The sequence below is a fragment of the Serratia proteamaculans genome, from assembly GCF_949794035.1.
In the GTDB taxonomy this organism is placed as follows: domain Bacteria; phylum Pseudomonadota; class Gammaproteobacteria; order Enterobacterales; family Enterobacteriaceae; genus Serratia; species Serratia proteamaculans.
Map to the genome: position 1 here is coordinate 4,216,739 of NZ_OX461105.1, position 24,731 is coordinate 4,241,469.

A 24,731-nucleotide genomic window follows, 5' to 3' on the forward strand; every position below is an offset into this window, starting at 1 on the left:
TCAAAATTAAAAAGGGTTTTTAATGGTGGTTATGGTTTCTATGGTGTTAATTGGGGTTATGTAAAATAGAGCGAGGTTTTAATGGTGTTAATGTTATTTTAACTTTAAAGCTTATCAGTTTTATTGCAGTCGTTTAATACCGCGACCCATTAAGGATAAACCCGTGGTGGCGATCACAAGTTGATCGGGCGCAATATTACATTAACCACGACTCATGATAGGGTAAGCGCTCAGGATCTCTCAGGACGCCCCCCAGGCCATGCGCATAAAACTCTCATTTCAAATCAAGCTATTCCTGTGCCTGGTCGCCTTCTCTTGTGTGCTGTTAACCTTTATTGGTGCTTACACCTACTATCAGCTGGATGCCCAGCTGCATCGCGACCTCGGCGCGCGGGCGCAAGTGCAGGCACGGGAGATTGCCCTGATCCCGTCCCTGGTCACCGCAGTGGAAAAAAACGATCCGGTAAAAATAGCCGAGCTGATGAAAAAAATACGTGCCAGCAGTGATGCCAGCTATATCGTGATCGGCGATAAACAAACCCGGCATCTTTACCACTCTGAATATACTGATCGTGTCGGTACCCCGATGGTCGGCGGCGATAACCAAGAGGTGCTGGAAGGAAAAAGTATTATTTCCATCCGCAAAGGCGGCATCGGAATTTCATTGCGTAGCAAAGCACCGATTATGGATGACAATAATAAGGTTATCGGTATTGTCTCGGTCGGCTATCTGAAATCACATATCGATAACCTGAATGCCAGAACCCTGACGCAAATTGTGGTGTCGATTGTGATGTTATTAATCGCCCTGTTTGTCTTTTCCTGGCTGTTATCGAAGAATTTAAAACGCCAGATGTTCTGGCTGGAGCCGAAGGAAATTGCGCTGCTGGTGCGCCAACAAAAGGCCCTGCTGGAAGCGATTTATGAGGGTGTGATTGCCGTCGATCCCCAGTTGCGGATCATCACCATCAACCACGCAGCACGTGAATTACTGGATCTGCGTCAACCCGCCGGGGCCTTGATGGGACGTGAAATTGGCGAGCTGATCCAGGCACAGCCGGACTTTTTCGGCGCTTCCCAGTTGGGACACGACACCCATGATGAGGTTTGCCGTTTCAACCACGTGCGGGTCATCGCCAGCCGGGTGCGGATTATGCAGGAAGAAGAGTTGCAAGGCTGGGTGATCAGCTTCCGCGACAAGAACGACATCAATACCCTGAGCAGCCAGCTCAGCCAGGTCAAACGCTACGCTGACAACCTGCGTATCATGCGCCATGAACAGCTCAACTGGACCGCCACCCTCGCCGGGCTGTTACATATGCAGCGCTACGACGAGGCGATCCGTTATGTTGAGGCTCAGTCGGAAGGCGCGCAGGAGATCCTCGACTTTATTTCTCAGCGTTTCAGTTCGGCGGCACTCTGTGGCCTGTTATTGGGCAAGTACTCCAGTGCGAAGGAAAAAGGCGTTGAGCTGCGCTTCGATCCCGCCTGTCAACTGGGGCAAATCCCGGCGGCGCTGAACGAAACCGAACTGATGTCGATCATTGGCAATTTGCTGGATAATGCGGTTGACGCTACGCTGCATTGCGATGCGCCGCATGAAGCGGTAGAACTCTATATTAGCGATAACGGCAATGAGTTGGTGATTGAAGTGGCCGATCGCGGCACCGGCATTGCCCCCGAGGTGCGTGATACGCTGTTCGAACAAGGCGTCACCACCAAAGATGACAAAGGTGACCACGGCATCGGCCTGCATTTGGTCGCCAGCCACGTAGCGCAAGCGCATGGCAGCATAGAAGTGTCGGACAACGAGCCGCACGGCACCATTTTTTCTTTGTTTATCCCTAAACAATCTTGAGCACCCGAATAATGCAACCAGAAGCACTGGACGTTTTGATCGTGGAAGATGAGCCACAGTTGGCGACGCTGCACGCCGAGTTCATTGAGCAGAACTTTGCTCTGCGGGTGGTGGCCTATGCCGCCACGCTGGCCGAGGCCAGAGCCAAGGTCAAAACCCACCAGCCACGGTTGATCCTGCTGGATAACTTTTTGCCGGACGGCCAGGGTATTGAGCTAATGGAGGAAGCCGCAGTGAAAAATCCCGGCTGTTCGGTGATCTTCATTACCGCCGCCAGCGATATGAACACCTGCAGCCAGGCGATCCGCAACGGCGCTTTCGATTACATCATTAAACCGGTGTCCTACAAACGGCTGCGCAACTCGCTGGAACGCTTTATGCAGTTTGTTCAAACCCAGCGCACCTTCAAGGTGATCGACCAAAGCAACGTCGACGCGCTGTATAACCTGCAATCCAAACAGTTCTCCAGCGAGCCCAGCGCCAAGGGCATTGAAACCAATACGCTGGAGCTGGTTCAGGCGCTGTTTATCAAACGGCCCGAGGTTGCGCACGCGGTGGAAGACGTGGTCGAACAGGTCGGTATCAGTAAAACCACCGCCCGACGTTATCTGGAATACTGTGTCGCCACCCAGTTCGTACGCGTAGAGATGATGTACGGCAATATTGGCCATCCACGCCGCCTGTATCGCAAGGCGTAGGCTGACATCTGGCTGTCATATTAAGCGGATAATATGCCTGCGACGATATCCCCTCGATATCGGCACCTGTCGTTAAAAACTGATGAAATACTGATGACTTTTACCCGACCTCTGGTCGGGTTTTTTATTGCCTGACAAGAAGACTCAGCGAGTAAATAATAGCGTTAATACAATGGGATTATTTTTACTTAAAACCAAGCGTTTACGGGGAATATCAAACGCAAATAATTGAATATTCACCGCACTACCATAACCAATAGAAATGTTGATGTAAATCGCTAATATCCCATTCAGCGGACATTGAGGGTTGTCTCAGATATCCACTGTGTTAGGGTATAGGGGACTATTATTTTCTATTGGGACATTTTTTATCGTTTGATAATTCATCAGAGGAAACAGCAAATTGCATGGCAATTAAACTCGAAGTAAAGAACCTGTATAAGATATTTGGCGAACACCCGGATCGCGCATTCAAACTGATTGAGAAAGGTCTGACAAAAGACCAACTGCTTGAAAAAACCGGGTTATCATTAGGCGTAAAAGACGCCTCTCTGGCCATTGAAGAAGGCGAGATATTTGTCATCATGGGGCTTTCCGGTTCCGGAAAATCCACCCTGGTACGCCTTCTCAATCGTCTGATAGAACCCACCCGCGGACAGGTGCTGATTGATGGCGAGGATATATCGAAAATATCCGACAGCGCACTGCGTACCGTACGTCGTAATAAGATCAGCATGGTGTTTCAATCATTCGCTTTAATGCCACATATGAATGTATTGAATAACACTGCATTTGGCATGGAATTAGCCGGTATTCCTCCTCAAGAACGCCTGGATAAAGCGCTGGAAGCCCTGCGTCAGGTCGGACTGGAGAATTATGCCCATGCTTATCCCGATGAACTTTCCGGTGGCATGCGTCAGCGCGTAGGATTAGCCCGCGCCATGGCAAATAATCCGGATATATTATTGATGGATGAAGCCTTCTCGGCGCTCGATCCCTTAATCCGTACCGAAATGCAGGATGAGCTGGTCAAATTACAGGCCCAGCATCAGCGCACCATCGTCTTTATTTCTCACGATTTGGACGAAGCTATGCGCATTGGCGATCGTATTGCCATTATGCAAGGCGGTGAAGTGATTCAGGTCGGCACGCCGGAGGAAATATTAAATAATCCGGCCAACGATTATGTACGTACCTTCTTCCGTGGCGTAGATGTCAGCCATGTTTTCAGCGCCAAGGATATCGCCAAGCGTCGTCCGGTGGCGCTTATTCGTAAAACCCCCGGTTTTGGTCCGCGGTCGGCGTTACAGCTGCTGCGCGATGAAGACCGTGATTATGGTTATGTTGTTGAACGCGGAAAGAAATTTATCGGCGTGGTGTCGGTAGATTCGCTCAAGCAGGCACTGGCGGCCAATCTGACGCTGGATGATGCCCTGCTGGAAGCGCCCGCCCCGGTACCGGCCGACATGCCGCTAAGCGAACTGATTTCATTGGTCGCTCTGGCGCCTTGCGCGGTACCTGTGGTCTGCGAAGAAAACAACTATATCGGAATCATTTCCAAGGCCATGCTGTTGCAGGCCCTGGATAAAGAGGGCCCAACGAATGAGTGATACAACACAAGATCCCTGGGCCACTGCGCCTGTCGACCCCAGTGCCGCACCGGCCGCTGACGCTGCAAACTCGGCAGCTCCCGCCGGCGATGCCTGGTCCAGCACGCCACCACCGGCGACCCATGACGCCGCCAGTCAGGCCGCTCAAGGCTCAGACTGGCTGAATAGCGCCCCGGTCCAGCCGGAGCACTTCAACCTGCTGGATCCGTTCCACAAGACCTGGATACCCTTTGACTCCTGGGTCACCCACGGCATTGATTGGCTGGTGCTGCACTTTCGCCCGCTGTTCCAGGGGATCCGCGTGCCGGTCGATTTCATCCTCAGCGGTTTTCAACAATTGCTGCTCGGTATGCCGGCTCCGATCGCCATTCTGCTGTTCTCGCTGATTGCCTGGCAGCTCTCCAGCCTCAGCATGGGTGCCGCTACGCTGGTCTCGCTGATAGCCATCGGCGCTATTGGCGCCTGGTCGCAGGCCATGGTGACGCTGGCGCTGGTATTGACCGCCCTGTTCTTCTGTATCGTCATAGGATTGCCGCTCGGCATCTGGCTGGCGCGCAGCAAGCACGCAGGCAAAATCATACGGCCGTTGCTTGACGCCATGCAGACCACGCCGGCCTTCGTCTATCTGGTGCCGATTGTCATGCTGTTCGGTATCGGTAACGTGCCCGGAGTCGTGGTCACCATTATCTTCGCCCTGCCGCCGATCGTGCGACTGACTATCCTGGGCATCAAACAGGTGCCGGAAGATCTGATTGAAGCCGCTGAATCCTTTGGTGCCAGCCCGCGCCAACTGCTGTTTAAAGTGCAGTTGCCACTGGCGATGCCGACCATTATGGCCGGGGTAAACCAAACGCTGATGCTGGCACTGTCGATGGTGGTGATCGCCTCGATGATCGCCGTCGGCGGTCTGGGCCAGATGGTGCTGCGCGGTATCGGTCGTCTCGATATGGGGCTGGCCGCCGTCGGCGGGGTCGGTATCGTGATCCTTGCGATTATTCTCGACCGCCTTACCCAGTCGCTGGGGCGCGATCGCCGCAGCAAAGGCATGGGACGTTGGTACGCACACGGCCCCATCGGCCTGGTCACCCGGCCCTTCATCAAAAAGCCTTAATCGCCCTGCCTCCGGCGCTGGCCGGGGGCACCGACAGCACGAATAAAATCGAAGGAACCACTATGCGCTCGACAGGAATTTGGGCTTTAGCCCTGACTTCATTGCTTGGCACACAGGCGTTCGCCGTCGAACTTCCCGGCAAAGGCGTCACGGTTAAACCCTTGCAAAGCACCCTCGCCGAAGAAAGCTTCCAGACCGAGCTGGTCAACCGTGCGCTGGTCAAGCTGGGCTATAACGTCCAGCCCACCGCCGAGGTGGAATACAATATTGCCTATACCTCTATCGCTTCCGGTGATGCCACCTACATGGCGGTGAACTGGGATCCGCTGCAAACCGACATGTACCAAAGCGCCGGCGGCGACAAAAAGTTTTATCGCCAGGGTGCCTATATCACTAATGCGGCGCAGGGTTATCTGATCGACAAGAAAACCGCAGATCAATACCACATCAGCGATATTTCCCAGTTGAAAGATCCCAAGCTGGCCAGGCTGTTTGATGCTGACGGTGACGGCAAGGCCGATCTGGCCGGCTGTGAGCCCGGCTGGGTGTGCGGCAGCGCGATCAACACCCATATCAAAGCCTATGGCCTGAGCAACAGGGTTACTCAAAACCAGGGTAACTACTCCGCCATCATCGCCGACACCCTGACCCGCTATAAACAGGGCAAACCGGTGCTGTACTTCACCTGGACGCCGTATTGGGTCAGCGACGAACTGGTGCCCGGCCGCGATGTGGTCTGGCTGACCGTGCCGTTCTCCGCCAGCCCGGGTTCGTTGAAAGACAAGGATACCGCGTTGCCGAACGGCAAAAATTACGGCTTCTTCGTCAATAACGAACATATCGTCGCCAACAAGCCGTGGGCGCAGGCCAACCCGGCGGCGGCCAAGCTGTTCGCCATCATGAAATTGCCGTTGGCGGACGTTAACGCGCAGAACCTGCGTATGCACAAGGGCGAGAACAGCGCCGACGATATACAACGCCACGTAGACGGCTGGATTAAAGCCCATCAGGCCACCTTTGATGGCTGGGTCAGCACCGCTGCTGCGGCAGCGAAATAATCCCGACGTGCCGGAAATCCCGGCTTCATAACATAAAAAAGGTATTTCACTATGCGCACTACAGGAATCTGGGCGGTTGCCCTTACCACATTGATTAGCTCACAGGCGGTCTCCGCCGCAGACTTGCCAGGCAAAGGCATCTCCGTTCAGCCGGTGCAGAGCACCATCTCTGAAGAGACCTTCCAGACGCTGCTGGTCAGCAAAGCGCTGGAAAAGCTGGGCTATGACGTCAAGGAGACCCGTGAAGTCGACTATAACGTCGCTTACACCTCGATCGCTGCCGGCGATGCCACCTTCATGGCGGTGAACTGGCAGCCGCTGCACAATGATCAATACAAGGCCGCCGGCGGCGACGCTAAATTTTACCGCAAAGGCATTTACGTAGATAACGCTGCGCAGGGTTACCTGATCGACAAAAAAACCGCCGATAAATACCACATCACCAACATTGAGCAGTTGAAAGATCCGAAGATCGCCAAGCTGTTTGACACCAATGGAGACGGCAAGGCCGATCTGACCGGCTGTACGCCAGGCTGGGGTTGTGAAGCGGTGATTAATAATCACATCAAGGCCTACGGCCTGGATAAAACCGTCGAGCACAACCAGGGTAACTACGCGGCGATGATTGCCGATACCATTACCCGTTACAAAGAAGGCAAACCGATTCTGTACTACACCTGGACACCATACTGGCTCAGCGACGTGCTGGTCACGGGGCGCGACGTTGTCTGGTTACAGGTCCCCTTCTCCTCCCTGCCGGGCAGTCAGAAAGATATCGATACCAAGTTGCCTAACGGCGCTAACTATGGGTTCCCAGTAAGTGTCATGCGCATCGTTGCCAACAAAAAATGGGCTGAAGCCAACCCAGCGGCTGCCGAGCTGTTTGCCATCATGAAGCTGCCGATTAGCGATGTGAATGCGCAGAACCTGCGTATGCATGAAGGTCAGGCGTCCGAAGCCGATATCCAGAATCACGTTAACGGCTGGATTAAAGCGCATCAGGCCACCTTCGACGGCTGGGTGAAAACCGCCGCAGAAGCCGCGAAGAAGTAATCACACCGGGGCGCAGGCCACTGCGCCCCGACTCTCTTCATTCGGCAATATCAATCCCACTAAACTGCAAAAACCGCTCGGCGGTTCTGGACAGCGGCTGCGGCCATACGCAGTACACCTGTCGCCGTGGACCATCCTCAATCGGGATCGACACCAGCGAACTCAAACGCTGCGCCGTTGAGATGGGCACAATGCCAGCCGCCAGCCCACGCCGCACCAGATTCTCCAGCCATTCGATATGGTCAATTTCAAAACTGACATGCCGCTTGATGCCCGCCGCCTGAAACGCACGGTCGGTCTGCCGCCGGGCACCAGTCCCGCTGTAAAAGTCCACCAGCGGCACTTCTGACAGGGTTTGCAGATTGACCCGCTGACGACTGGCCAGCGGATGCTGCGTCGCCACCAGTGCCACCAGCGGCTCATCGGTGAGCTGCCGATGCGACACCGGCAGCATATCGATATCCCCCGGCCAGATACCGACAAACGCCACGTCCGTCTTTTGTTGGCGTACGTCCTCCAGCAATGCTTCGCTCATGCCCACGTACAGCCGGATATTCACCGCCGGATAATGGCGATGAAAGTTACCCAGTTTTTCGGTCAGATCAATCGCGTTTATGGTTGAAATGGTGCCGATGGTCAGGGTACCGGATACCGTGCCGCTGGCGGCAACCACCTCCTCCACCAGCGCCTGTTTCGCCGCCAGCAGCCGTTGCGCTGGTTGAATAAACGCCTGCCCGGCGGTGGTCAGTCTGACCCGACGCGAGGTGCGCTCGAACAATGTACAGCCCAGCTCCTCTTCCAGTTTGGCAATCTGGTGGCTGAGGGCCGACTGCACCGTATGGCAACGCTGTGCCGCCCGGGTAAAGCTCTGCTCTTCGGCTACCGCCAGCGCAAAGCGGATCTGTTTCAGGTTCATGGCATCTATCGAAAAATGAGATTGATAAAATGAAAATTATACATTGGTTTCACCGGCTGTCGTGCCCGATACTTCGGCTAACTTTTCCCTGTGATTAATATCTTATGAGCCAACAACATTCACAGTCGGGTCTCAGCCCGGCGCTGATCGTGCTGATCGCCATCGCCACCGGTCTGGCTGTCGCCAGTAACTACTACGCGCAACCGCTGCTGGAAACCATTGCACAAAACTTTGATCTGTCGGTGAATCAGGCCGGTTTTATCGTTACCGCCGCCCAGTTGGGTTATGCCGTTGGCCTGCTGTTGCTGGTACCGCTCGGCGATATGTTTGAACGCCGTGGGCTGATCGTCTTTATGACGCTGCTGGCCGCGGGCGGCATGCTGATCACCGCCAGCTCCACCACCTTGCCGATGATGATCCTCGGCACCGCGCTCACCGGGCTGTTCTCGGTGGTGGCGCAAATTCTGGTGCCACTGGCGGCCACCCTGGCCCATCCGGAGAAGCGCGGCAAAACCGTCGGCATTATTATGAGCGGCCTGCTGCTCGGCATTCTGCTGGCGCGCACCGTGGCCGGAGCGCTGGCGTCGATCGGCGGCTGGCGCACCATTTACTGGGTAGCCAGCGTGCTGATGATCCTGATGGCGCTGATCCTGTGGCGCGCACTGCCGCGTTACAAGCAGCATTCGGGGCTGAATTACCCGCAGTTGCTGAAATCTATCTTCACCCTGTTTTACGGTACCCCTTTGCTGCGTACCCGCGCGATACTCGGGGCACTGTCATTCGCCAACTTCAGCGTGCTGTGGACCTCGATGGCTTTTCTGTTGGCAGCACCGCCATTTGGTTATTCCGAAGGGGTGATTGGCCTGTTTGGCCTGGTAGGCGCTGCCGGTGCATTGGCGGCTTCACGAGCCGGGCATTTGGCGGATCAGGGTAAGGGCGGTTTAACCACCACCGTGGGCCTGGTGTTGCTGCTGCTTTCCTGGATACCCATCGCTTTCGCTAAACAATCCTTGTGGGCGTTGATCGCCGGTATCCTGATCCTCGACCTGGCCGTACAGGCCGTACACGTCACTAATCAAAGCGTGATTTACCGGATTATGCCGGAAGCACGCAACCGTCTGACCGCCGGCTACATGACCAGCTATTTCATCGGTGGTGCGCTCGGCTCACTGCTGTCAGCCTCGGCTTATCAACATGCCGGCTGGACTGGCGTTGCCACCGCCGGGGGTATTTTGTGTCTGCTCAACCTGCTGACCTGGTGGCGCGGCAAGCATCATGATCCGCAAGGACCGGCGACGATCTGATTAGCAAGCGAATAGTCATAGTCGAAATTTATTAGCGCCGCAGGGTATAAACATTACTCACTCTCTGGTAATGTTCTGCAGATGAACTATTAATCTCTATCCTGCGACACTAATAAAAATGCAAAGCCAAGCTGCAGAAAGCCTTAATCCCCCTGCCGTCAGCTCTACCTTCACCCACGGCGTCGTCGACAGTTTACCGATCGTCATCGGCTATGTGCCGGTGGCTTTTGCCTTTGGCCTGAGCGCCGTTAAGCTGGGGTTCTCCCCGCTGGAAAGCATCTTCTTTTCCTGCATTATCTATGCCGGTGCCAGCCAGTTTGTGATCACTGCCCTGCTGAGTGCCGGAATGTCGCTGTGGGTTTCCGCGCTGACCGTGATGGCAATGGACATACGGCATCTGCTGTATGGCCCCGCCCTGCGCCACCGCATCGTTTCACGCATGTCGGGCGGCAAAACCGCACTCTGGGCCTTCGGTCTGACCGACGAGGTGTTCGCCGCCGCTACCGCCAAGCTGATGCGTAATAACCGCAGCTGGAGCGAGAACTGGATGATCGGTATTTCACTCTGCTCCTGGCTTTCCTGGGTAGCGGGCACCGCCATCGGTGCACTGTTCGGTAACGGGCCGCTGGAGCAATACCCGGTGATTGAAGCCTCGTTATCCTTTATGTTGCCGGCGCTGTTCCTCAGCTTCCTGTTGGCGGCCTTCAGGCGTCCGCAAAGTCTGACCATCGCCGCCGCACTGGCTGGCGCACTGCTCGGTGTGGTGCTGTTTTCTATTCCCGTCGCCATCTTGGCCGGCATCAGCGCCGGCTGTATTGCCGCCCTGTTCCAACCCAGCGTATCGGAGGCGATTGATGAACACTGATGTGGTGGTGATTGGCCTGGTGGTCGGTTGCGCAAATTACCTGTTTCGCTACTTACCCTTACGCCTGGCACCGGCGCGTGCCCAACCGGGGATCAAACGCGGCAAAACCGCGCTATTGCTCGACAGCATTGGTATCGCCTCCATTTGTGCGCTACTGGTGGTTTCCAGCACGCCGGTGGTGATGCGCGAACCGGACAAGCTGTGGCCGACGCTGGTCGGTTTCGCCGCGCTGGGACTGTGCTTTTACCGCAGTAAAAGCATCATTCTGTCGACGTTGAGCGGCGCAGTCGCCTTTGGTGTCACGTTAAAAATATTTATGATTCTCAGTTCAGCCAGCCTTTGATTTTGTCCATTGCCCCCATTCTGGGCTGTCGCTCGCGAAGGGGTCGTTGACAAATAACTTACAAATGACACGAATTGCTAAATTATTCGCATGGCTGAAGATTTACATTATTAATCACTATCGTTACTATCTCGAACGAAATTAATGAGGCCCCAAATTATGGAAAGCTCGTTTACTCCCATTGAACAAATGCTTAATTTCCGTGCAAAACGTCAGAAAGACTTTCCTTATCAGGAAATCCTGCTGACCCGGCTGTGCATGCACATGCAAAGCAAATTGCTGGAAAATCGCAATAAAATGCTTAAGGCACAAGGGATTAACGAAACCCTGTTTATGGCGCTGATTACTCTGGATGCGCAGGAAAGTCACAGCATTCAGCCTTCTGAGCTAAGCTCTGCCCTAGGCTCGTCACGGACCAATGCCACGCGGATTGCCGATGAACTGGAAAAACGCGGCTGGATTGAACGCCGGGAAAGCGACCATGACCGTCGTTGCCTGCATCTGCACATGACGCCGCAGGGAGAAGAGTTTCTCAACCAATTGCTGCCACCGCAGCACAAATGTCTGCATTTCCTGTGGTCCACGCTGAACGATGATGAACAGCAACAGCTGGAACAGCTGACGCGCAAACTGTTAACGCGTCTGGACCAGATGGAAGTTTCAGGACAGTTATCCCAATAATTTCTGTTCAGGTAACCGACTATGCGATCCCCGTTTAACTGGAGATTCACCCCGCTGTTCGCCGTATTGCTGCTGGCTGGGTGCGCCTCTACCGACAATATTGCCCCGCAATCCACCCTGATGGACTCGCAGAGCCTGCAACTGTCACAGCCGAAGGTCAGCTCGCTGAACGTTAGCCCACAGTGGTGGCGTTCGCTTAACGATCCTCAGCTCGACAGCCTGATGACCCAGACGCTGCAAAGCTCACCGACGCTGCGACAAGCGGCCGGTCGCGTGCGTGAAGCACAGAGCGTGGTGGGTGAAGCCAGCGCGGCCAACGGCCCGAATCTGGATCTGAACGCCAGCAGCAACCGCCAGAAAGTCCCGCAGAACGTCAACATGGGTCTGGGCTATCCACATAAGCCTATCTACGAGAGCTCCAACTCGCTGGGGCTGAACCTGGCCTATGAATTTGACTGGTGGGGTAAATACCGCAATCAGGTTAACGCCGCCAAGGCACAGGTCGATGCGGCCCGCGCCGAGCAGGAACAGGCTGCGCTGACGCTGACCAGTTCGGTAGCCTCGGCCTATTACCAGTTGCAGAGCAATTTCGCGCTGGAAAAACTGCTGCAACAAGAAGTGGACAACAACCAACGCCTGACGGATTTGCGTCAACAGCAATATAAAGCCGGCATCACCGGCGTTGATGTTCCACAGCAAAGCCAGGCGCAAGCCGACGGCGCCAAGCAGCAGATCCTGCAACTGCAATCGCAGATTGAACAACTTAGACACCAGTTGGCCGCGTTGGCCGGCCAGGGCCCGAGCGCCATGCAACACCTGCGCCCGGTGGCTCTGCCCGCCAGCACTCTGATGGCGCCAAAAGGTGAGCTGACTGCCGATCTGCTGGGTAAACGCCCGGATATCACAGCGCAACGTCAGTTGGTGGAATCCTATAACCAACGCGTCAGCGCCGCCCGTAAAGAATTTTACCCCAGCCTGACCATTTCAGCCTTTGCCGGCCTGACCACTACTAACACCAGTGGCACCAGCCCGAATCTGTTTGAAGCGGCCAGCCAGGCCTGGAACGTGATGCCGGCGATTTCATTGCCGATCTTCCACGCCGGTGCGCTGCGCAGCAAGCTGGGTGAGGAGTCCGCGCTGTATGACCAGGCGGTGGAGTCCTATAACCAAACTATCCTGAATGCCGTGCAGGAAACCGCCGATGCCATCACCGTCCAACAAAGCACTGCGCAACAGCAGCTGCAGGCGGCATCTGCGTCCCAATCGATGCAACAGGTGTACCGTGTCGCTAACGCTCGATACCAGGCAGGGATTATCGGGCGCGACCAGTTGTTAACCAGCCAGACGCAGCTCTTGCAGCAGCAACAGGCGGAACTGAATGCCAACAGCAACTTGCTGCAGGCGAAGATAGGACTGATCCGTGCGCTGGGCGGTGGCTATCAGGCCCCGGTCGCTGCGGATTCAAAAGCATAATAAAATTGAGAGCTTGGAGAACACCATGAGCGCAAGTGCGGAGACTCAGACCCCGCCACAACCGGCCGGCAAAAAGAAACAGCGTAAATTTTGGCTGCTGTTGCTGACGGTTATTTTCGTTGTTATTGGGGTGGCATATTTAGTTTATTGGTTCCTGGTGTTGCGTCATCATCAGGAAACGGACGACGCCTATGTGGCCGGCAACCAGGTGCAGATCATGGCCCAGGTGAACGGTAGCGTTAACAGCGTCAACTTCGACAATACCGACTACGTGAAGCAGGGGGATGTGCTGCTCACGCTGGATCCAACCGATGCCGAACAGGCGCTCGAACGCGCCAAAACCGGCCTGGCCAACAGCGTGCGTCAGACCCACCAGCTGATCATCAACAGCAAGCAGTATCAGGCCAACATTGCCTTGCGCAAGTCCGACCTGAGCAAAGCGGAGAACGACTTGAAACGCCGCGTGGTACTGGGCAGCCTTGACGCCATCGGCCGTGAAGAACTGCAACATGCGCGTGATGCGGTCGACAGCGCCAAGGCGGCGTTGGAAGTGGCGGTTCAACAATACAACGCCAACCAGGCGATGGTATTGAACACCCCGCTGGAGCAACAGCCGGCGATTCAACAGTCCGCTGCGCAAATGCGTGACGCCTGGCTGGCGCTGCAACGTACCAAAATCATCAGCCCGATCACCGGCTATGTGTCTCGCCGCAGCGTACAGGTTGGCGCGCAAATCGCCGCAGGTTCCCCGCTGATGGCGGTGGTCCCTGCCGAACACATTTGGGTGGACGCCAACTTCAAAGAAACCCAGATCGCCAATATGCGTATCGGTCAGTCGGCCACCGTGGTCAGTGACATTTACGGTGACGACGTGGTGTATAGCGGCAAAGTGGTCGGTATCGATATGGGCACCGGCAGCGCTTTCTCACTGTTGCCTGCACAGAACGCCACCGGTAACTGGATCAAGGTGGTTCAGCGTCTGCCGGTTCGTATTGAGCTGGACGCCAAACAAATCGCCGATCATCCGCTGCGTATTGGTCTGTCGACGCTGGTGAAAGTTGACACCACCAACCTGGATGGCCGCGTGCTGTCTGACGTGGTGCGTGACAAGCCGCTGTACCAGACCAACGCATTGGCGTTGAACCTGGCACCGGTTAACCAGATGATCGCCGACGTGATCCATGCGAATGCCGGCTAAGCGCGTGGGAGGCTACCTTGGCACAGAAACCGCTTGAAGGTGCCCAGCTCGCCTGGATGACGGTCGCGCTCGCCATGGCGACCTTTATGCAGGTACTGGACTCCACCATTGCCAACGTGGCGATCCCGACCATTGCGGGTAACCTCGGGTCTTCCAACTCGCAGGGTACCTGGGTGATCACCTCGTTTGGCGTGGCGAACGCCATCTCGATCCCAATTACCGGTTGGCTGGCAAAGCGCGTCGGTGAAGTGCGACTGTTCCTGTGGTCCACCGCGCTGTTCGTGCTCGCTTCCTGGCTGTGCGGTATTTCCAACAGTCTGGGCATGCTGATCTTCTTCCGCGTGATCCAGGGTGTGGTCGCGGGGCCGTTGATCCCGCTGTCGCAGAGTCTGTTGCTGAACAACTATCCGCCCGCCAAGCGAGCGATGGCCCTGGCGCTATGGTCAATGACGGTGATCGTCGCGCCCATATTCGGGCCTATCCTCGGCGGTTATATCAGTGACAACTATCACTGGGGCTGGATCTTCTTCATCAACATCCCGATTGGCGCCGTGGTGATCCTGGTGGCGATGTCGACGTTGAAAGGCAGGGAAACCAAAACCGAGATCAAACCGATCGACACCATCGGTCTGGTGTTGTTGATCGTCGGGATTGGTTCGCTGCAGGTGATGCTCGATCAGGGCAAGGAGCTGGACTGGTTCAACTCGACCGAGATAATAGTGCTGACGGTAGTAGCGGTGGTGGCGCTGGTGTTCCTGATAATCTGGGAACTGACGGACGACCACCCGGTGGTGGATCTGTCGCTGTTCAAGTCGCGCAACTTTACCGTCGGCTGCCTGTGTATCAGCCTGGCCTATATGCTGTACTTCGGCGCCATTGTGCTATTGCCGCAGTTGCTGCAGGAGGTGTATGGCTATACCGCTACCTGGGCGGGGCTGGCTTCGGCACCGATCGGATTGATACCGGTCTTGCTGTCGCCGATCATCGGTAAGTTCGGTAACCGGCTCGACATGCGCCGACTGGTAACCTTCAGCTTCATTATGTATGCCGTGTGCTTCTACTGGCGCGCCTATACGTTTGAACCGGGAATGGACTTTGGTGCCTCGGCCTGGCCGCAGTTTGTCCAGGGCTTCGCCATCGCCTGCTTCTTTATGCCATTGACCACCATTACGCTGTCCGGCCTGCCGCCGGAACGTATGGCAGCGGCATCAAGCCTGTCGAACTTTACCCGTACGCTGGCGGGGTCGATCGGGACCTCGATCACCACCACCCTGTGGACACAGCGTGAGTCGCAGCATCACTCGCAGCTGGCGGAGTTCGTGAATCCTTACAGCCCGCAGTCGCAGGACATGTACCGGCAACTGGAACAGATTGGCATGAGCAAGCAGCAGGCGTCGGCCTATATCGCCAACGAGATCACCGCGCAGGGGCTGATTATCTCGGCTAACGAGATATTCTGGCTGTCGGCTGGGGTGTTCCTGATCCTGCTGGCGCTGGTCTGGGTGGCGAAACCGCCATTCAGCTCCGGCGGTGGGGGCGGCGGCGCTCACTAAACAGCAGAAAACAAAACGGGCGCCCTGAGGCGCCCGTTTTTTATGACATATTATGTATACCCTATGAATTTCAAGTTGTAGCTAGGCGACCAACTCACTCATCCCCAGACGCTTACTCTAGTAAGTAACTGGGGTGAGTTAGTGCAGGTAACAACGCTGCAGCTTGAAAGGCGACGGGTATATCAAGCTTGGTTTTGACGCCACCAGTCAGCCAGCAAAATGCCGGTCGCGACCGATACGTTCAGACTTTCCACCTTGCCGGTACCGCCGATAGACACGTTCATATCACCCTGTTGCCAGGCACTGTCGCTCAGGCCGTCACGCTCCTGACCCAGTACCAGCACCATTTTGGCCGGCAGTTTAGCCTGCGCCAGTGGGGTCCCTTTGTGGCTCGAGGTAGTGACGATGGCGTAACCCGCCTTGCGGAAGGTATCCAGCACCGACAGGAAATCATCGGCGTTAATTGCCTTGATGTGTTCCGCGCCGCCTTCAGCCGTACGCACCGCTGCGCCAGACTCCAGCACCGCCGGATCCTGCAGCAATACGCCGTTAACGCCAAAGTGAGCGCAAGAACGGACAATAGCACCCAGGTTGTGCGGGTTACCCACTTCTTCCAACGCCAGCACGCAGTCTTTCGCCGGAGCTTCTTTCAGATAGGTTTGCGCATCCAGACCCTGGCGCTTCTTAATCAGGAAGCAGACGCCGCCGTGGTGTTCGGTGCCGGACGCTTTGGCCAGCTCTTCTTCATCCACCACGTGGTAGGCTTTGCGGTTCGCCGCCATCCAGCGCAGTGCTTCACGAAAACGTGGCGTGACCGACTGTACGAACCAGGCGCGGACGATAGCATCCGGGCGGCTGGCGAACAGGGCCTGACAGGCGTTTTCACCGTAAACGCGCGTTTCTTCCGCACGCTGACGACGCAACTGCTCTGGATCGATAAAGCTTTTACCGCTGATGCCACCGTGATCAAACGCCGGCTCTTCTTCCGGGCCACGTGACACGGTTTTCCACGGCGAATCATAACCACCACGGTCTTCAGTGTGCGCTGGACGGCGAGGACGATCGCTTTCACTGCGGCGGGAATCAGTGCCAGAGCCACGGCGATCATTATTACCGCGCGGCTTGTCCTGACCGGTACGGCCCGAAGTGCGCGCACCGTCTGCCGGACGGCCTTTGCCGGCCGGACGCTTATTCTTGTTACGGTCGTCGCTGCTGCTGTCGTCGTCACTGCGGACGTACATCACTTTAACTTTACCGTTCTTGCCACTAAATGAATCGTTCATTTTCTTCTCCACCAACGCGCAGGGCGCGAAGATTACCTGATGTTAGGGTGCTAAGCCACCTACTTGCGCTAAAAGCTAACAACTATCGTATTCATCGAACAAACCTCTTTGTTCATTGCCCCACTTTTAACGATAATAAGCAGCATTAAAGAAACATATCCGCAACCCGAGTGCGGTGTGTCGTGCTTTCTCAGTATCCGAGGTCATCATGAATACAGTTTGTCCAGCTTGTAATGCTACCAACCGCGTCCCTGAAGAACGAGTGGCTGACGGTGCGAAATGCGGCCGTTGTGGCCATGCGCTCTTTGACGGCGAGGTAATCAACGCCACCGCTGCCACTCTGGACTCGCTGCTGCAAGATGGCCTGCCGGTAGTGGTCGATTTTTGGGCGCCGTGGTGCGGGCCTTGCGTCAGTTTTGCCCCGATCTTCGAAGACGTCGCCGAAGAGCGCGCCGGCAAAGTCCGCTTCGTGAAGGTGAATACCGAGGCCGAACCGGAACTGAGCGCCCGCTTCCGCATTCGCAGCATCCCGACCATTATGCTGTTCCGCGAAGGGAAAATGGTCGATATGCTCAACGGCGCCATGCCGAAAACGCCGTTCGATAACTGGCTCAATGAACTAGTTTAACGCAGAAAGTATAGGCGGTGTTGCCCATTGTGGATGACACCGCCAGGATCCAATCCAGCCCGAATGCTCCCGTCGGGCTTTTTTCTGCGTTACAATGGCGGTTTTCCCCGGGATCTTTATGACCGACAACGCCGTACTTCGCCTGCGCCAAATTCGTCTGGAACGCTCTACCCGCCCCTTTCTGGCGCGCGGCAACCGCGTACCGCGTTGTCAGGGCTGCCTGCTGCCCCATAAGAACTGCCTGTGTGACACTATTCAGCCGCAGCCGGCCGCCAGTCGTTTTTGCCTGATCATGTTTGGTGCAGAGCCGCTGAAGCCGAGCAATACCGGCCGACTGATCGCCGATATTCTGCCGGAGACTCAGGCATTTCTTTGGTCGCGCACCGAAGTAGACCCAGCCCTGCTGGCGGCAATTAACGATCCCGAACGCCAGCCTTACGTGGTGTTTCCCGCGTCCTATGCCGCACCCGAGCGGCCGGTATTCAACGAACTGCCCGCCGGTGGCAAACCGCCGCTGTTTATTATGCTTGACGGCACCTGGGCCGAGGCGAGCAAAATGTTCCGTAAAAGCCCGTACCTCAATCAGTTCCCGGTGTTCTCACTCAACGTGACCGCCGCTTCCAACTACCAACTGCGCGAAGCCAGCCGCACCGAGCAGCACTGCACGGCCGAAGTGGCGACAGCGCTGTTGCAGCAGGCCGGTGATGTGGCCGCCGCCGACGGGCTGGCCCAGCATTTTCACTATTTCCGTCAACAGTATCTGGCAGGGAAACCTACCCGACCGGAGGCACCGGTCACAGCAAAGCCGTCGCAAAACGCCTAGAATCAGGCGTAACGTTGCCTAAAGGAGTCGTGCATGAGCCAGCGAGGGTTAGAAGCGCTTTTACGTCCTAAATCGATTGCCGTTCTCGGCGCTTCACAACAGCCCGGCCGCGCCGGTAACCTGATGATGAGCAACCTGCTGGCCGGTGGCTTCAACGGGCCGGTGATGCCGGTGACGCCACGCTACAAGGCCGTGTGCGGTGTCATGGCCTACCCGGACGTCGCCAGCCTGCCAATCAGCCCCGATTTGGCGATACTTTGCACCCACGCACAGCGCAACCTGGCACTGATTGAAGATCTGGGGCAACGCGGCTGTAAAACCGCCATTGTGCTCTCCTCCCCGCCGGAACAGTTTGCCGAGCTGAAAGCCTGCGCACAGCGTTATTCGATGCGCCTGCTGGGGCCAAACAGTCTGGGCCTGCTGGCACCGTGGCAAGGCATCAACGCCAGTTTCTCACCGGTGCCCATCCTCAAGGGCAAGCTGGCGTTTATTTCCCAGTCCGCCGCCGTGGCCAATACCATTCTCGACTGGGCGCAACAGCGTGAAGTCGGCTTTTCCTATTTTATCGCGTTGGGTGACAGCCTGGATATTGACGTCGACGACCTGCTGGATTTTCTGGCGCGCGACAGTAAAACCAGCGCCATCCTGCTGTACCTGGAAAATATCAGCGACGCGCGGCGCTTTTTATCCGCCTCGCGCAGCGCTTCACGCAACAAGCCGATTCTGGTGGTTAAAAGCGGGCGCAGCCAGCAGGCCCAACTGTTGCTCAACAGCCAACAGGGGTTGGATGCCGCCTACGATGCCGCCATCCAGCGCGCCGGTTTGTTGCGCGTGCAGGATACCCACGAGTTGTTCTCGGCAGTAGAAACCCTGAGCCATATGCACCCGCTGCGCGGAGAGCGGTTGATGATCGTCAGCAACGGCGCCGCACCGGCCGCGATGGCCCTGGACGAACTGCTGGGCCGCAACGGCAAGCTGGCACAGTTAGGGGACGAAATTCTGGCTCAGCTTGGTGAGGCTTTGCCCGAGTTTATCCATGCGGGTAATCCAATCGATCTGCGCGATGATGCGACGCCACAACGCTATCTGGCGGCGGTCAAAACGCTGCTCGACAGCCATGATTACGACGCTCTGCTGCTGATCCACGCGCCAAGCGCAGCGGCACCGGGCACCCTCACCGCCGAACGGATTATCGAGGCAGTGCGTCAACACCCACGCGGTAAACGCATTACGCTGCTCACCAACTGGTGCGGCGAATACTCTTCGCAGGAAGCCCGGCGGCTGTTTACCGAGGCCGGCATTCCAACCTACCGTACCCCGGAAGGCGCGGTGACCGCGTTTATGCATATGGTGGAATATCGCCGTAATCAGAAACAGCTCAAAGAGACGCCGGCACTCCCGGTCGGCCTGACCGCCAACACCGCCGATGCCCATAGGCTGATTCAGCAGGCGCTGGCCGAAGGCGCTACTCAGCTCGATACCCACGAGGTGCAATCCATTCTGCAGGCCTATGACCTGACGACGCTACCGACCTGGATTGCCGAAGACAGCGCCGAAGCGGTGCATATAGCCGAACAAATTGGCTACCCGGTCGCTTTAAAGCTGCGTTCGCCGGATATTCCCCATAAGTCTGAAGTCCAGGGCGTTATGCTCTATTTGCGCACCGCCACCGAGGTGCTGCGTGCCGCAGAGGCTATTCTCGACCGCGTAAAACGCACCTATCCACAGGCGCGTATTCATGGCCTGCTGGTACAGAGCATGGCCAACCGCGCCGGCGCTCAGGAATTGCGTATAGCGGTGGAACAGGATGCCATTTTTGGCCCACTGATCATGCTGGGTGAAGGCGGCATCGAATGGCGGCAGGAAAATCAGGTCGCAGTGGCGTTACCACCGCTGAATATGGCGCTGGCGCGCTATCTGGTATTGCAGGCAGTGAAAGGCGGCAAGATCCGCGGGCGCAGTGCCCTGAGGCCTCTGGATATTCCCGGACTGAGCCGTCTGCTGGTTCAGGTATCCAACCTGATCCTCGACTGCCCGGAAATCACCCGGCTGGATATCCACCCGGTACTGGCCTCCGGCAGCGAATTCACCCTGCTGGACGTTTCCATGCAGCTTGCTCCCTTTGAGGGTGACCCGCAGGCACGGCTGGCCATCCGCCCCTATCCTCATGAGCTGGAAGAGACCATTGGCTTGAAAGACGGCTCACAATGCCTGTTCCGGCCAATCCTGCCGGAGGATGAACCTGCGCTGAAACACTTCATCGATCGCGTGACCAAGGAAGATCTCTACTATCGCTACTTCAGTGAGATCAACGAGTTTACCCATGACGATTTGGCTAACATGACGCAGATCGACTACGATCGGGAGATGGCTTTTGTCGCCGTGCGCGATGAACAGATCATCGGTGTAACGCGCGCCCTGTCTGATCCGGACAATACCGACGCGGAATTCGCCGTGCTGGTGCGCTCCGACCTGAAAGGGCTGGGACTGGGCCGTCAACTGCTGGAAAAAATGATTGCCTATGCCCGTGCCCACGGGCTGACCCGTCTGACCGGGATCACCATGCCAAACAACCGCGGCATGATAGGACTGGCACAACGGCTGGGCTTCGGTATCGATGTGCAACTGGAGGACGGTATCGTCAATTTGACCCTGCCGCTGCAGGCGGAAGAAGCGCAGTGACCTGTGTCGCAATGCGCTACGAATCCACCACTTAACGCCAAAACATACGCACAATCGAGGCAACTAGTGGTATTATCGCCCGATTATTCGATTTATTGTTTTTCCGTATTTGGCGTTCTGGCCATCTAATCATGAGAGAAGAAGCGCACTGTGATGTTGTCAAAATTTAAACGTAGCAAACATCAACAACACCTTGCACAACTGCCCAAACTCCCCCAGACGGTAGCTGATGTACGCACTTTGTACACACCGTCTGATTACCGCGCCACCCTGCTGGAATTAATCGCTAACGCCACCCAACGCATTTATCTGGTCGCTCTGTATCTGGAGCACGACGACGCCGGGCGCGATATTCTCAACGCACTTTATCAGGCGAAGCAGCGGTGTCCCGAGCTGGAGATTTGCATTCTGGTCGACTGGCATCGCGCCCAGCGTGGGCGCATCGGTGCCGCGGCCGCCAATACCAATGCCGACTGGTACTGCGCCATGGCAGACCAGCATCCGGGGTTGCCCGTGCCAATCTACGGCGTGCCGGTCAATACCCGTGAAGCCTTGGGCGTGTTGCATCTGAAAGGTTTTGTTGTCGACGATACCGTGATTTACAGCGGTGCCAGTATCAACGACGTTTACCTGCATCAGCATGAGAAATACCGCTACGATCGCTACCAGTTGATCACCAACAACCCGTTGGCCAATACCCTGATCGATTACATCAAACAGCACCTGCTCACCGCCGGCGCCGTACAACGTTTGGATCGTGACGATCGCCCCAAAAGCCCAGAGATCAAAAACGAAACTCGCCTGTTTCGCTTCGGCCTGCGCCGCGCCGGCTATCAGTTTAGTAACAAGGCGAGCAACGATGAGCTGGCGGTAACGCCGCTGGTTGGCCTGGGTAAACAAAGCGTGCTGAATAAAACCATTCACCACCTGATGTCCAGCGCCGATCAGAAACTGACGCTGTGTACCCCCTACTTCAACCTGCCTGCGTTGTTGGTGCGCAATATCATCTATCTGCTGCGCCAGGGCAAACAGGTGGAAATCATTGTCGGTGATAAAACCGCTAATGACTTCTATATTCCGGAAGATCAGCCGTTCAAAATTATCGGCGCGCTGCCTTACCTGTACGAAATTAACCTGCGACGCTTTCTCAGCCGCCTGCAGCGTTATGTCGATACCGGCCAGCTGATTGTTCGGCTGTGGAAAGACGGCGATAACAGCTACCACCTGAAAGGCATGTGGGTGGATGACGAATGGCAGTTGATTACCGGCAATAACCTTAACCCACGCGCCTGGCGGTTGGATCTGGAGAATGCCATTCTGATCCACGATCCCAAGCAGGAACTGCGTGAGCAGCGGCACAAAGAGCTAGAGTGCATCCGTACCCATACCACCGTGGTTGGGCACTACCTGGACTTGCAAAGCATCCAGGAATATCCGATCAAAGTGCGTAAGTTGATCCGTCGTCTGCGCCGTATCCGCATCGACCGATTGATTAGCCGTATACTGTAACCGCGCTATAATTCAGCTATCGCAGACCCCGGCCCAGGCCGGGGTTTTTTATGTGTCATGACAACAGGATGTTTTCATTATGCGTCTACTCTGCTGCCTGGCTGTGTTGCCCTTTTTACTGTTCACCAGCGGTTGTACTCATCTGGCCAATGACCGTTGGACCGGGAAGGACAAGGCTCAGCATTTTGTCTCTTCCGCCGTCTTTGCCGCCGCCGGTGCCGCTTATGGTGACCATCAAAACTGGAGTGAGGCCAGCAGCCGTAGCTTCGGCCTGATGTTCTCGATCGGGCTCGGTGCCGCCAAAGAACTGTATGACAGTCGCGAGGGCGGCACCGGCTGGAGCTGGAAGGATTTTGCCTGGGATGTGGCGGGAGCGGCTACCGGTTATAGCCTGTACCACGCTACCCGCTGATTCACAGTTGGATCTCTTTCCCCCTGCGATGCAAGCGGAGCGAAACGATCAGTGCCAGTAGACACATGCCGGAAACATACCAGAAGAAGGCGTTCTCGATGCCGTACGACTTCAGCGACAGCGCAACATATTCTGCAGATCCGCCAAACATCGCGTTAGCCACCGCATAAGACAGACCAACACCTAACGCCCGCACTTCCGGCGGGAACATTTCGGCTTTCAGCAACCCACTGATTGAGGTATAGAAACTGACGATGAACAACGCCAGCACGATCAGGCCAAACGCCGCATAGGGGTTGGTGACGTTTTTCAGCGTCAGCAGGATTGGTACCGTCAGTAAGGTGGCGAACGAAGCAAAGATCAGCATTGAACTACGACGACCAATCTTATCCGATAGTGCCCCAACCAGCGGCTGTAGCAGCATATAGATAAACAGGGCAGCGGTCATAATACCGCTGGCCAGCTTGGCATCCATCCCCGAGGTATTGACCAGATACTTTTGCATATAGGTGGTAAAAGTATAAAAACTCAGCGAGCCCCCGGCGGTAAAGCCCAGCACCATCAGGAAGGCCTTGCGATTCTTCCACAGTCCTTTCAGTGAACCGGCATCCTTATGGTTACGGGTTTTAGCATCGGAAGTTTCATTCAGTGAGCGGCGCAGATATAACGCCACTACGGCCAATACCGCCCCTATTGCAAAGGGAACACGCCAGCCCCAGGCTTTGAGTTCTTCAGTCGAAAGAATTTGCTGCAGTGCCACCAGAACCAGCAGCGCCAACAGCTGGCCGCCAATCAGCGTGACATATTGGAACGATGCATAGAAGCCACGCCGCCCTTTTATGGCTACCTCACTCATGTAGGTGGCACTGGTGCCGTATTCGCCGCCAACCGACAGCCCCTGGAACAGGCGGGCAACCAGCAGCAGCACCGGCGCCCAACTGCCGATCGACTCATAGGTCGGTAAGCAGGCGATCACCAGGGATCCAGCGCACATCATACAGACTGAAATCAACATCGAGTTTTTACGGCCATGCTTATCGGCAATATAACCGAATAACCAGCCGCCGATCGGACGCATAAAGAAACCTGCGGCAAACACACCGGCGGTTTGCAGCAGTTGGGTAGTACTGTTGCCGGCAGGGAAAAATGAAGCGGCAAAGTAAATAGAACAGAACGAGTAGACATAAAAATCAAACCACTCCACCAGGTTCCCGGATGAAGCCCCAACAATCGCGAAAATACGTTTCTTTTTGTCCTGAACGGCCAGACCGGCGGTATCCCCATCCTCAATGGCCGAGGTTGTTTCTGTCATTTTATATTCTCCGAGCCAGATAAACAGTGAAGTCGGCGTCCCGCCGTTTAAATGTGATTTAATTGTTAGCATTTAGTTAACGATTAAAACAAATAGCGGGCGAAGAATATAGCGTGATTTATGTGATGCACATTGAAGACTGGGGTGAAAATTGAGAGGAATGGCGGCAATTCTTTATTGCGCACACAGCAAAAAGCCTCATGCTTTCGCATGAGGCTTTCGACTTTAATTAATGCCTGGCAGTGTCCTACTCTCGCATGGGGAGACCCCACACTACCATCGGCGCTACGGCGTTTCACTTCTGAGTTCGGCATGGGATCAGGTGGGACCACCGCGCTATTGCCGCCAGGCAAATTCTGTT

Annotated in this window: 21 protein-coding genes and 1 rRNA gene; 18 read left to right on the forward strand and 4 right to left on the reverse strand. The window is 55.9% G+C overall.

What is annotated here, in order from left to right; translation table 11 throughout:
- Positions 1 to 259 precede the first annotated feature (259 nt).
- The 6 genes from QOT07_RS19640 to proX (QOT07_RS19665) all read left to right on the forward strand — a co-directional run bounded on the left by QOT07_RS19640 (position 260) and on the right by proX (QOT07_RS19665) (position 7,388).
- Positions 260 to 1,858, forward strand: coding sequence for an ATP-binding protein (locus QOT07_RS19640; protein WP_283603789.1), 1,599 nt, complete (start codon positions 260 to 262; stop codon positions 1,856 to 1,858).
- Positions 1,859 to 1,869: 11 nt separating this feature from the next.
- Entirely contained in the window at positions 1,870 to 2,556 is a 687-nt protein-coding gene (locus tag QOT07_RS19645; RefSeq protein WP_219016839.1) for a response regulator, read from the forward strand.
- A gap of 407 nt (positions 2,557 to 2,963) precedes the next feature.
- On the forward strand, positions 2,964 to 4,166 hold the full coding sequence (proV, locus tag QOT07_RS19650; RefSeq protein WP_085118432.1) for a glycine betaine/L-proline ABC transporter ATP-binding protein ProV: 1,203 nt from the start codon (positions 2,964 to 2,966) through the stop codon (positions 4,164 to 4,166).
- Positions 4,159 to 5,277: a glycine betaine/L-proline ABC transporter permease ProW gene (gene proW / locus QOT07_RS19655; protein ID WP_099062747.1), complete on the forward strand. Its 1,119-nt coding sequence runs from the start codon at positions 4,159 to 4,161 to the stop codon at positions 5,275 to 5,277. Before proV ends, proW begins: the two co-directional genes overlap by 8 nt.
- A gap of 62 nt (positions 5,278 to 5,339) precedes the next feature.
- Positions 5,340 to 6,335 (forward strand): glycine betaine/L-proline ABC transporter substrate-binding protein ProX, encoded by a 996-nt coding sequence (gene proX / locus QOT07_RS19660; protein WP_207979493.1) that lies wholly within the window; start codon positions 5,340 to 5,342, stop codon positions 6,333 to 6,335.
- A 51-nt stretch (positions 6,336 to 6,386) separates the two neighbouring features.
- Entirely contained in the window at positions 6,387 to 7,388 is a 1,002-nt protein-coding gene (proX, locus tag QOT07_RS19665; RefSeq protein ID WP_207979492.1) for a glycine betaine/L-proline ABC transporter substrate-binding protein ProX, read from the forward strand.
- A 37-nt stretch (positions 7,389 to 7,425) separates the two neighbouring features.
- Here proX (QOT07_RS19665) and QOT07_RS19670 read toward each other — a convergent pair whose 3' ends face one another.
- Entirely contained in the window at positions 7,426 to 8,304 is an 879-nt protein-coding gene (locus QOT07_RS19670; RefSeq protein ID WP_207979491.1) for a LysR family transcriptional regulator, read from the reverse strand.
- A 104-nt stretch (positions 8,305 to 8,408) separates the two neighbouring features.
- Here QOT07_RS19670 and QOT07_RS19675 point away from each other — a divergent pair, with 104 nt between their 5' ends.
- The 7 genes from QOT07_RS19675 to emrB all read left to right on the forward strand — a co-directional run bounded on the left by QOT07_RS19675 (position 8,409) and on the right by emrB (position 15,721).
- The gene (locus tag QOT07_RS19675) at positions 8,409 to 9,608 is read left to right on the forward strand and encodes an MFS transporter (protein ID WP_219016841.1); all 1,200 of its coding nucleotides are present in this window, start codon (positions 8,409 to 8,411) and stop codon (positions 9,606 to 9,608) included.
- A 118-nt stretch (positions 9,609 to 9,726) separates the two neighbouring features.
- Positions 9,727 to 10,473 (forward strand): AzlC family ABC transporter permease, encoded by a 747-nt coding sequence (locus QOT07_RS19680; protein WP_129937462.1) that lies wholly within the window; start codon positions 9,727 to 9,729, stop codon positions 10,471 to 10,473.
- Positions 10,463 to 10,816, forward strand: a complete 354-nt coding sequence (gene ygaH, locus QOT07_RS19685) for an L-valine transporter subunit YgaH (protein ID WP_099062753.1) — start codon at positions 10,463 to 10,465, stop codon at positions 10,814 to 10,816. Before QOT07_RS19680 ends, ygaH begins: the two co-directional genes overlap by 11 nt.
- Positions 10,817 to 10,975: 159 nt before the next feature.
- Positions 10,976 to 11,497 carry a transcriptional repressor MprA gene (gene mprA, locus QOT07_RS19690; RefSeq protein ID WP_085118444.1) on the forward strand — a complete coding sequence of 174 codons (522 nt, stop codon included), beginning with the start codon at positions 10,976 to 10,978 and terminating at the stop codon, positions 11,495 to 11,497.
- 21 nt (positions 11,498 to 11,518) lie between these two features.
- Complete coding sequence (locus QOT07_RS19695; RefSeq protein ID WP_099062754.1) at positions 11,519 to 12,970, forward strand: efflux transporter outer membrane subunit; 1,452 nt, start codon at positions 11,519 to 11,521, stop codon at positions 12,968 to 12,970.
- Between the two features lie 25 nt (positions 12,971 to 12,995).
- On the forward strand, positions 12,996 to 14,168 hold the full coding sequence (emrA, locus tag QOT07_RS19700; protein ID WP_207979490.1) for a multidrug efflux MFS transporter periplasmic adaptor subunit EmrA: 1,173 nt from the start codon (positions 12,996 to 12,998) through the stop codon (positions 14,166 to 14,168).
- 17 nt (positions 14,169 to 14,185) lie between these two features.
- The gene (gene emrB / locus QOT07_RS19705) at positions 14,186 to 15,721 is read left to right on the forward strand and encodes a multidrug efflux MFS transporter permease subunit EmrB (RefSeq protein ID WP_085118448.1); all 1,536 of its coding nucleotides are present in this window, start codon (positions 14,186 to 14,188) and stop codon (positions 15,719 to 15,721) included.
- Positions 15,722 to 15,903: 182 nt separating this feature from the next.
- Here emrB and QOT07_RS19710 read toward each other — a convergent pair whose 3' ends face one another.
- Complete coding sequence (locus QOT07_RS19710) at positions 15,904 to 17,004, reverse strand: tRNA/rRNA methyltransferase (protein ID WP_085118450.1); 1,101 nt, start codon at positions 17,002 to 17,004, stop codon at positions 15,904 to 15,906.
- A 208-nt stretch (positions 17,005 to 17,212) separates the two neighbouring features.
- Here QOT07_RS19710 and trxC point away from each other — a divergent pair, with 208 nt between their 5' ends.
- The 5 genes from trxC to QOT07_RS19735 all read left to right on the forward strand — a co-directional run bounded on the left by trxC (position 17,213) and on the right by QOT07_RS19735 (position 23,058).
- Positions 17,213 to 17,632: a thioredoxin TrxC gene (trxC, locus tag QOT07_RS19715; RefSeq protein WP_012146452.1), complete on the forward strand. Its 420-nt coding sequence runs from the start codon at positions 17,213 to 17,215 to the stop codon at positions 17,630 to 17,632.
- Positions 17,633 to 17,750: 118 nt separating this feature from the next.
- A complete protein-coding gene (locus tag QOT07_RS19720) occupies positions 17,751 to 18,455 on the forward strand; it encodes a tRNA-uridine aminocarboxypropyltransferase (protein ID WP_099062757.1) in 705 nt (234 codons plus the stop codon).
- 33 nt (positions 18,456 to 18,488) lie between these two features.
- Positions 18,489 to 21,137 carry a bifunctional acetate--CoA ligase family protein/GNAT family N-acetyltransferase gene (locus QOT07_RS19725; RefSeq protein WP_283603790.1) on the forward strand — a complete coding sequence of 883 codons (2,649 nt, stop codon included), beginning with the start codon at positions 18,489 to 18,491 and terminating at the stop codon, positions 21,135 to 21,137.
- A 153-nt stretch (positions 21,138 to 21,290) separates the two neighbouring features.
- Complete coding sequence (gene pssA, locus QOT07_RS19730) at positions 21,291 to 22,646, forward strand: CDP-diacylglycerol--serine O-phosphatidyltransferase (protein WP_176980159.1); 1,356 nt, start codon at positions 21,291 to 21,293, stop codon at positions 22,644 to 22,646.
- Between the two features lie 79 nt (positions 22,647 to 22,725).
- Positions 22,726 to 23,058 carry a YfiM family lipoprotein gene (locus QOT07_RS19735; protein WP_283603791.1) on the forward strand — a complete coding sequence of 111 codons (333 nt, stop codon included), beginning with the start codon at positions 22,726 to 22,728 and terminating at the stop codon, positions 23,056 to 23,058.
- A 1-nt stretch (position 23,059) separates the two neighbouring features.
- On the opposite strand, the gene QOT07_RS19740 is transcribed toward QOT07_RS19735, so the two are convergent.
- Both QOT07_RS19740 and rrf read right to left on the reverse strand, forming a co-directional pair.
- The gene (locus QOT07_RS19740) at positions 23,060 to 24,370 is read right to left on the reverse strand and encodes an MFS family transporter (RefSeq protein WP_283603792.1); all 1,311 of its coding nucleotides are present in this window, start codon (positions 24,368 to 24,370) and stop codon (positions 23,060 to 23,062) included.
- A gap of 234 nt (positions 24,371 to 24,604) precedes the next feature.
- Positions 24,605 to 24,720 (reverse strand): 5S ribosomal RNA (rrf, locus tag QOT07_RS19745).
- Positions 24,721 to 24,731 lie beyond the last annotated feature (11 nt).